Genomic DNA, 8,768 nt, shown 5'->3' with positions numbered 1-8,768 from the left:
ACTGGCGTCAGCTCCGCGCGCTTGGCAAAAATGGCGCTGGCAATGGCAAAAATGATATGGCCTTCGGCCGTCATGATGAAACCTGGCTGCATAAAACTGTCGATGCATCCAGTATAGGGATTTATCCAGTGAATGAGAATGGTGACGCTGTAACGAAGCGTTAATATTTTTTCACTTCCCACGTCACAATGACGCGGGAAATGAACGGGTTAGCTTAGCGCGCTAACCAACCATTGACTATGCTGGCTGAGGTTAACCGTGCAAATGCTCGGGTTTAAGCTGGGTTAAATCGTCGAGTTTGACATTGGCTAACGCCCAACGCGCATCATCGCGATGATCGGCGGCGGGAACCACAATTGAACGCATCCGTGCCGCTTTAGTGGCAATCATGCCGTTGAAGGAATCTTCCAGCGTGACGCAATTAAGCGGATCGATGCCCAGCTTAGCTGCTGCATCAAGATAAACTTGTGGATGCGGTTTGCTGTACGGCAATGATTCGGCGGAGGCAATCGCATCGAAATATTTGCGCAGGTCAAACATCTCCAGCACACGTTCCAGCATGTGCAGCGGCGATGCAGACGCCAGCGCAATTTTTAAGCCTTGCTGCTGACACAATTGCAGCGCTTGCTCGACGCCCGGCAAAATAGGGCGCGTTTCTTCCACCAATTGCAGAGCACGCGCAATGATGCGATTCGTCACTTCCTGCTGATCGGGACCATTCCACGGCAGCGCTTCAAACCACATACGCACGGTTTGATCGATGCGCAGACCCAAGGTATCCGGCAGTTCGTGGCGACGCGTGATGTCCACGCCAAGGCTGGCAAAAATATCCAATTCCGCCTGATCCCACAGCGGTTCCGAGTCGATTAGCAATCCATCCATATCAAAAATGGCGGCCAATACAGGGCGACGATATGACATACAACAGCTCCGTTTGAAATTTGGCTTACCTTATCATGACAGCAGGAGAAAGCCGACTCGCGGCAGGCCACGCATTTTTCAGGAAAAATTAGCGTAGTGCAGGTAGACTTAGGCAAAACTATTATCGGTTCAGGGAGACACCATGACTTACCAACAGGCTGGCCGCATCGCCATCCTTAAGCGAGTGGCTGGCTGGGTGATTTTTATTCCGGCATTGCTATCCACCATTATTTCACTGCTCGGTTTTATGTTTAAACACAGTGAAAAGCAGCCGGGCATTGATGCCGTCATGCTCGATTTTGTGCATGTCATGGTCGACATGGTGAAGTTCAATACGCCGTTCCTTAACGTTTTCTGGCAGAACTCGCCGGTGCCGGAATTTAACGGCGGCGCCAATATTGGCTTCTGGCTGATCTATATCCTGATTTTTGTTGGTATCGCTTTGCAGGCTTCGGGCGCACGCATGTGGCGACAATCACGCCATGTCAAAGAGGGAATTGAGGATCAATTGATTCTGGAACAAGCCAAAGGTAGCGAAGGGCGCACGCGCGCGCAGTTGGAAGAGAAAATTCATATTCCACGTCATACCATTTTATTGCAGATTTTCCCGCTGTATATCTTGCCGATTATCATCGCTATCGCCGGTTACTTCGTGCTGAAGTTGCTCGGTATGCTGTAAGGCGTCAGGCCGGTCTGGCCTGACGTGCACCCAACACATCTTCATCTAACAACTGGCCGATGGCGAATTGTGCTTCGCCCGTCCAGTTGCCGCCAAATACGTTGGCACGGTTCAACAAATAATAGAGTTGATAAACCGGCTGGCGCTGTGAGAAACCATCGGCCAACGGCCAAATTGTCTGGTAGCCATCGAAGATTTGGCGAGGTAAGTCAGCGTAATAACTCAACATCGCCAAATCACATTCGCGATCGCCCCAATAACAGGCCGGATCAAACAGCCACGGACCGCTGGCGCTGCCGGCACAATTCGCGGGCCATAAATCGCCGTGTAATAAAGAAGGTTGTGGATGATGATTAGCTAACGCGCGTTGTACGCAATCGACAATTAATTCGGTATCACCATAATGCACGCCTTTTTCAGCGGCTAATTGCAGCTGCCAGCCAATGCGCTGCTCAGCAAAAAATACCGACCAGCGGCGTAACCAGCTATTCGGCTGCGGCGAGGTGGTGATGTTGTTGTCGTAATCGAGGCCAAACTGCGGTTGCTCACTCCATTGATGTAAGTGCGCCAACTGCTGGCCAAGCTGGAAGGCGCTGCGTTCATCAAGCGCGACCGGCTGGATATATTCCAGCAGTAGGAAGCTGGTATCGCGATCGTTACCGACGCCATACACTTTCGGCACGCGCACTGTCTGCGTGCGCGCCAACAAATCGAGCTGGTCGGCCTCCCAGCTAAACAGGGTGAGCATGTCGCGGGTGTTGCATTTGACGAACACCTCTAACTCACCATAACGGATTCGCCATGCAGGATGCACATCGCCGCCGGGAAGTTCCTGACGTTCACTGATTTCGGCTTCGCCGGCGTACTCGCTTAACAGTCGATTAATGGCTGACCACATCGGGTAATCCTCTTTATTCGCTGCGTAAGGTCGATTGTAACGTGCAAAATTTCAGCAAACCTGGCGTTGATGCGGTTTTTTGCAACGTATCAGGATTGCGCCTTCAAAAATGCGTCCAGCGTGGTGACGGCAACTTCCGGTTTATGATGCAGTGCGATTTGAGCAAATCCCGCAGCTTGCTCACTGATTTCATGCTCATCCAACGCACTGACAATGCCGAAGCTGTTGGTGCCAAGTTCGTGTGGATGTCCCTCATCGTCGCTTAACGTGGTGCTGTATCCGCCATTGATCATGGCACTGTTAACGGATTGCAAATCGCCCAAGCCGTTTTCCTGATACGTTAGCGTGACAATGTAACGTTTAAGATCATGGTCACTCATTATTCACCTCGTTGTTATGGAACAGATTTCAGCGTAGACCAGCGCAACGGATTGAGCGAATTTCAAGCGAAAGAGTGAATGGAGGGCGCAATTTTGCGTCAACGATCTTCAGATAAATCTTGTGGAGATCGGGCTGCTATTTGGTTAATTGCCTCATATAATGCTCAGCGAAAATGGGAACCATCCTATTAAGTGAGCGGGGCCAGTCTCTTTTTTGGCTTTTTCGGCGATTTCATACTTTTTTACAAAACTTACAGTAAATTGCATTGATTGGTCGGGAAAACGCTTCAGACTCAACTTTTTTTAAACTGTCGTACGGGTCATATTTAATGAAAGCCTTTAATAAGCTGTCCGCTGTTTTATTGCTCTCTGCTGGAGCATTTTGTCACCAGGCATTTGCAGATAACGCCGTATTTACCTCCATGGATGACCCTTCAACGGCGAAAAAACCGTTCGAAGGCAGCGCGTCAGCGGGTTATTTGGCGCAGACCGGTAACACCACCAGCTCCGCGCTGAGTGCTGCAACCAATATGACGTGGTATCAAACCAATACCGCATTCAGTCTGTGGGGCAATGCCGCGAACAACTCATCTAACGATGAGCGTTCTTCTGAGACCTACAACATCGGTGGTCGTTCCCGTTATAACCTCAACAGCGCCGATTACCTGTTCGGTCAGGCAAGCTGGTTGAGCGATCGTTTCAACGGTTATGATTCACGTGATGTACTGACCGCCGGTTACGGTCGTCAGATCCTGAATGGTCCAGTGCACTCACTGCGTGCTGAATTCGGTCCGGGTGTACGTTACGACGACTTCCATGCCGGCGGCCACGAAACCAAAGCGCTGGGCTACGGTGCGGTGAGTTATCAATGGCAGCTGACCGATACTACCAAGTTCATTCAGGGTGTTTCTGTCTTGAGCAGCTTCGGTGACGATACCACCTTGAACTCCGAAACGGCGTTGCAGGTAGCGATTAACGAACACTTCGCGTTGAAGCTGGGCTACAACGTGACCTGGAACAACAATCCGCCAGAATCTGCACCTGATCGTACCGACACCAAAACCACTATCCAGCTCTCATACGCGATGTAAGCGAGCTTGATGTAAATAACCGTTGTTCGGCACATGCCGCACAGCGGTTTTTTTTTATCTCTCTTTGGCTTAGCGACTTTCTTCACGGGTTTTGATCGGCAACGAAAGCTGCTATTATCATCGCCGCTTTACACTCCTGGCGTCATTCCGACAACGTGGGTCTGACATCACGCCAGGTTACTTACAAGAAACTCATTTTTGCATGTAGGCTTTCGTGTGGCTTACCACTGCAACTAAGGATATGAAATGCCAGTAATTACTCTTCCTGATGGCAGCCAGCGCAGTTTTGATCGTCCGGTCAGCGTGATGGATATCGCTTTGGATATTGGACCGGGATTGGCGAAAGCTTGTATCGCGGGCCGTGTGAATGGCGAATTGGTCGATGCGGTTGATCCGATTACCGAAGACGCGCAAGTCGCAATTATCACCGCCAAAGACGAAGCCGGTTTGGAAATCATTCGTCACTCGTGTGCGCACCTGTTAGGGCATGCGATTAAGCAGCTGTGGCCAAATACCAAAATGGCGATCGGTCCAGTCATCGACAATGGCTTTTATTACGATGTCGATATGGATCATACGCTGACGCAGGAAGACCTTGAGCTGCTGGAAAAGCGTATGCACCAGTTAGCGGAAAGCAATTACGATGTTGTGAAGAAAAAGGTGAGCTGGCAGGAAGCACGTGATGTGTTTGCCGCGCGTGGCGAAAGCTACAAAACCACCATTCTTGACGAGAATATTAGCCACGACGATAAGCCTGGCTTGTATCACCATGAAGAATACATCGACATGTGCCGCGGTCCGCACGTGCCGAATATGCGTTTCTGCCATCACTTTAAATTGCAGAAAATCTCCGGAGCGTACTGGCGCGGCAACAGCGATAACAAAATGCTGCAGCGTATTTACGGTACTGCCTGGGCAGATAAAAAGCAGCTGGCGGCCTATTTGCAGCGCCTGGAAGAAGCGGCGAAACGTGATCACCGTAAAATCGGTAAGCAGCTTGATCTGTACCACATGCAGGAAGAAGCACCGGGCATGGTGTTCTGGCATAACGATGGCTGGACCATCTTCCGTGAGCTGGAAGTGTTTGTGCGTACCAAGCTGAAAGAGTACGACTATCAGGAAGTGAAAGGTCCGTTCATGATGGACCGTGTGCTGTGGGAAAAAACCGGGCACTGGGAAAACTATAAAGAAGCGATGTTCACTACCTCTTCAGAGAACCGTGAATATTGCATCAAGCCAATGAACTGCCCAGGTCACGTTCAGATCTTTAATCAGGGTCTGAAATCCTACCGCGACTTGCCGCTGCGTATGGCGGAGTTTGGTAGCTGCCATCGTAATGAGCCATCAGGTGCGTTGCACGGTTTGATGCGTGTGCGTGGCTTTACTCAGGATGATGCTCACGTCTTCTGTACCGAAGATCAGGTACGTGATGAAGTGAACAGCTGTATCCGTATGGTTTACGACATGTACAGCACCTTCGGTTTTGAAAAAATCGTGGTGAAACTGTCGACCCGTCCGGAAAAACGTATCGGTACCGACGAAATGTGGGACCGTGCGGAAGTGGATTTAGCCGAAGCGCTGAAAGAGAATGACATCCCATTCGAATATCAGCCGGGAGAAGGGGCGTTCTACGGCCCGAAAATTGAGTTTACCCTGTACGATTGCCTCGACCGCGCCTGGCAGTGTGGCACCGTTCAGCTAGACTTCTCCCTGCCGAAGCGTCTGGACGCGACTTTTGTCGGCGAAAACAACGATCGTCAGACACCGGTGATGATTCACCGCGCAATTCTGGGTTCAATGGAGCGCTTTATCGGCATCCTGACCGAAGAGTTCGCAGGTTTCTTCCCGAGCTGGCTGGCGCCGGTGCAGGCTGTGGTGATGAATATCACCGACAGTCAGGCAGAATATGTCAGTGAATTGACAAAGAAATTGCAGAATGCAGGCATTCGTGTCAAAGCAGACTTGAGAAACGAGAAGATAGGCTTTAAAATCCGCGAGCACACATTACGTCGCGTCCCTTATATGCTGGTTTGCGGTGACAAAGAGGTAGAAGCAGGCAAAGTTGCCGTGCGTACCCGCCGTGGTAAAGACCTTGGGAGCATGGACGTAGATGTGTTTGTTGAGAAGCTGCAACAAGAGATTCGCAGCCGACATCTTCACCAATTAGAGGAATAAGGTTATTAAAGGCGGAAAACGAGTACAACCAACACGTCCAAACCGTATCAACGGCGAAATCCGTGCTACCGAAGTGCGCTTAACGGGCGTAGACGGCGAGCAACTTGGCATTGTCACCTTACGTGAAGCCATTGAGAAAGCCGAAGAGGCTGGCGTAGATTTAGTTGAAATCAGCCCGAACGCCGAACCGCCGGTTTGCCGTATTATGGATTACGGCAAGTTCCTTTATGAAAAGAGCAAGTCTTCTAAGGAACAGAAGAAGAAGCAGAAAGTTATCCAGGTTAAGGAAATTAAATTCCGTCCTGGTACCGATGATGGCGACTATCAGGTCAAACTACGCAACCTGATTCGCTTTCTGGAAGAGGGCGATAAAGCCAAAATCACGCTGCGTTTCCGCGGTCGTGAGATGGCGCACCAGCAGATCGGTATGGAAGTGCTTAACCGCGTCCGTAAAGATCTGTGTGAAGACATGGATTTGGCGATTGTCGAATCCTTCCCTTCGAAGATCGAAGGTCGTCAGATGATCATGGTGCTCGCTCCTAAGAAGAAACAGTAGGCCTTCAAGTAATAAAGCCGCGCAGCGCTTGCGTTGTGCGGATTTTTATTCGCCTATCTGATTCATTTTATTAACAATGCGAAGTGGATATTTGTAAAAATGCCAAAGATTAAAACTGTACGTGGCGCGGCTAAGCGCTTCAAGAAGACCGCTTCTGGCGGCTTCAAGCGTAAGCACGCAAACCTGCGTCATATTCTGACTAAAAAGTCTACTAAGCGTAAACGTCACCTGCGTCCGAAAGGCATGGTGTCTAAAGGCGATCTGGGTCTGGTTATTGCCTGCCTGCCGTACGCATAAGTTAACTTTTTATAAATCTGCCTGAATACTTTGCGTACCGCCAATTGGCTAGCAGGGAATAGGGCATCACAGAATATGATATAGGAGAGCTCACATGGCTCGCGTAAAACGTGGTGTAATTGCTCGCGCACGTCACAAGAAAATCTTAAAACAAGCTAAAGGCTACTACGGTGCACGTTCACGTGTTTACCGCGTTGCTTTCCAGGCTGTTATCAAAGCTGGTCAGTATGCTTACCGTGACCGTCGTCAACGTAAGCGTCAGTTCCGTCAACTGTGGATCGCGCGTATCAACGCTGCGGCTCGTCAGAACGGTATCTCTTACAGCCGTTTCATCAATGGCCTGAAAAAAGCCTCGATTGAAATCGACCGTAAGATTCTGGCTGACATCGCTGTATTCGACAAAGTGACATTTACTGCACTTGTTGAAAAAGCAAAATCAGCTCTGGCGTAAGTCAGTTGAAAAAGGGAGCTTGCTCCCTTTTTTATTATCTGCAACTCACGCAAAAGATTGACATTTTGGCCGCTGCGCATTTCAATAGTGCGGTTTCTAACATGACAAGGTAACGCAAGCATGAATGCTGCTATTTTCCGTTTCTTTTTTTACTTTAGCGCCTGAACATCAGGGGCTTTTGCGCATAAGAAAAGAAACGAAAAATCGCGCTGAAAGCCTCCCTCGTGGAGGCTTTTTTATTTCTGCGACACTTAATCGGATCAAATGATCCCAACAAGAACTGACCAGCCCGGCTGGAAGAAGAGGAAATCATGTCCCAACTCGCAGACCTGGTGGCCCGTGCCACGGCCGCCATCGACGAGGCGGCGGATATCGCTGCTCTGGACGCCGTGCGCGTCGAGTTTTTAGGTAAGAAAGGTCACCTGACGCTGCAAATGACCACCCTACGTGAATTGCCGGCGGAAGATCGTCCCGCAGCTGGTGCGGTGATTAACGAAGCTAAGCAACAGGTACAAGATCGCCTTACCGCGCGTAAAGACACGTTGGAAAGTGCCGAACTGAATGCGCGTCTGGCTGCGGAAACCATCGATGTGTCTCTGCCAGGACGCCGTGTGGAGAACGGCGGTTTGCATCCGGTCACGCGCACCATCGATCGCATCGAGAACTTCTTCGGCGAGTTGGGATTTGCGGTAGTAACCGGCCCGGAAATTGAAGATGACTATCACAACTTCGATGCGCTAAACATTCCAGGTCACCACCCAGCGCGTGCTGATCACGACACCTTCTGGTTTGATGCAACGCGTTTGCTGCGCACCCAAACCTCTGGCGTGCAGATCCGCACCATGAAAAACCAGCAGCCGCCAATTCGCATCATCGCGCCAGGCCGTGTTTATCGTAACGATTACGATCAGACCCACACGCCAATGTTCCATCAGATGGAAGGTTTGATTGTTGATAAAGACATCAGCTTCACCAACCTGAAAGGCACGTTGCACGATTTCCTGAACAACTTCTTCGAAGAGAATCTGCAAATTCGTTTCCGTCCTTCTTACTTCCCGTTCACCGAACCGTCCGCCGAAGTGGATGTGATGGGCAAAAACGGTAAGTGGCTGGAAGTGTTGGGCTGCGGCATGGTGCATCCAAATGTCTTACGCAACGTCGGCATCGATCCGGAAGTTTATTCAGGCTTTGCCTTTGGCATGGGCATGGAGCGTCTGACCATGCTGCGCTACGGTGTGACCGATCTGCGCGCCTTCTTCGAAAATGATTTACGTTTCCTCAAACAATTTAAATAAGGGCAGGTTATCCAATGAAATTCAG

11 protein-coding genes, 1 pseudogene and 1 other annotated feature are annotated in these 8,768 nt (G+C 50.2%); of the genes and pseudogenes, 8 read left to right on the top strand and 4 right to left on the bottom strand.

Features of this window, described 5'->3' with window-relative positions; genetic code table 11:
• Window positions 1-92 (bottom strand): annotated as a pseudogene (locus tag ABDW13_RS22920) (metal-dependent hydrolase); the annotation flags it as partial.
• A gap of 160 nt (window positions 93-252) precedes the next feature.
• Entirely contained in the window at window positions 253-921 is a 669-nt protein-coding gene (gene hxpB, locus ABDW13_RS22915) for a hexitol phosphatase HxpB (protein ID WP_343554809.1), read from the bottom strand.
• A 142-nt stretch (window positions 922-1,063) separates the two neighbouring features.
• Between hxpB and ABDW13_RS22910 the strand changes: the two genes are divergently transcribed.
• Window positions 1,064-1,600 (top strand): YniB family protein, encoded by a 537-nt coding sequence (locus ABDW13_RS22910; RefSeq protein ID WP_343554808.1) that lies wholly within the window; start codon window positions 1,064-1,066, stop codon window positions 1,598-1,600.
• Window positions 1,601-1,604: 4 nt separating this feature from the next.
• Here ABDW13_RS22910 and ABDW13_RS22905 read toward each other — a convergent pair whose 3' ends face one another.
• Together ABDW13_RS22905 and ghoS are read right to left on the bottom strand one after the other, a co-directional pair.
• On the bottom strand, window positions 1,605-2,498 hold the full coding sequence (locus ABDW13_RS22905; protein ID WP_343554807.1) for a fructosamine kinase family protein: 894 nt from the start codon (window positions 2,496-2,498) through the stop codon (window positions 1,605-1,607).
• Window positions 2,499-2,587: 89 nt separating this feature from the next.
• On the bottom strand, window positions 2,588-2,878 hold the full coding sequence (ghoS, locus tag ABDW13_RS22900) for a type V toxin-antitoxin system endoribonuclease antitoxin GhoS (RefSeq protein WP_343554806.1): 291 nt from the start codon (window positions 2,876-2,878) through the stop codon (window positions 2,588-2,590).
• Between the two features lie 329 nt (window positions 2,879-3,207).
• Between ghoS and ABDW13_RS22895 the strand changes: the two genes are divergently transcribed.
• The 7 genes from ABDW13_RS22895 to pheS all read left to right on the top strand — a co-directional run bounded on the left by ABDW13_RS22895 (window position 3,208) and on the right by pheS (window position 8,743).
• Complete coding sequence (locus ABDW13_RS22895; protein ID WP_343554805.1) at window positions 3,208-3,969, top strand: DUF481 domain-containing protein; 762 nt, start codon at window positions 3,208-3,210, stop codon at window positions 3,967-3,969.
• 246 nt (window positions 3,970-4,215) lie between these two features.
• Window positions 4,216-6,144 carry a threonine--tRNA ligase gene (gene thrS, locus ABDW13_RS22890; protein ID WP_343554804.1) on the top strand — a complete coding sequence of 643 codons (1,929 nt, stop codon included), beginning with the start codon at window positions 4,216-4,218 and terminating at the stop codon, window positions 6,142-6,144.
• A gap of 4 nt (window positions 6,145-6,148) precedes the next feature.
• Window positions 6,149-6,700, top strand: coding sequence for a translation initiation factor IF-3 (infC, locus tag ABDW13_RS22885; RefSeq protein WP_036621995.1), 552 nt, complete (start codon window positions 6,149-6,151; stop codon window positions 6,698-6,700).
• Window positions 6,701-6,799: 99 nt separating this feature from the next.
• On the top strand, window positions 6,800-6,997 hold the full coding sequence (gene rpmI, locus ABDW13_RS22880) for a 50S ribosomal protein L35 (RefSeq protein WP_004157374.1): 198 nt from the start codon (window positions 6,800-6,802) through the stop codon (window positions 6,995-6,997).
• Window positions 6,998-7,091: 94 nt separating this feature from the next.
• A complete protein-coding gene (gene rplT, locus ABDW13_RS22875) occupies window positions 7,092-7,448 on the top strand; it encodes a 50S ribosomal protein L20 (RefSeq protein WP_007892678.1) in 357 nt (118 codons plus the stop codon).
• 115 nt (window positions 7,449-7,563) lie between these two features.
• Window positions 7,564-7,689 (top strand) — a sequence feature (Phe leader region).
• Window positions 7,569-7,613, top strand: coding sequence for a pheST operon leader peptide PheM (pheM, locus tag ABDW13_RS22870; RefSeq protein ID WP_106120997.1), 45 nt, complete (start codon window positions 7,569-7,571; stop codon window positions 7,611-7,613). (Overlaps the previous feature by 45 nt.)
• A 70-nt stretch (window positions 7,690-7,759) precedes the next feature.
• Complete coding sequence (gene pheS / locus ABDW13_RS22865; RefSeq protein ID WP_343554803.1) at window positions 7,760-8,743, top strand: phenylalanine--tRNA ligase subunit alpha; 984 nt, start codon at window positions 7,760-7,762, stop codon at window positions 8,741-8,743.
• The last annotated feature ends 25 nt before the right edge of the window (window positions 8,744-8,768 follow it).

Source organism: Pantoea sp. (assembly GCF_039594315.1).
Classification (GTDB): Bacteria; Pseudomonadota; Gammaproteobacteria; order Enterobacterales; family Enterobacteriaceae; genus Pantoea.
The sequence above is the reverse complement of the archived record's forward strand: the minus strand, read 5'-3'. Positions and strand labels throughout refer to the sequence as shown.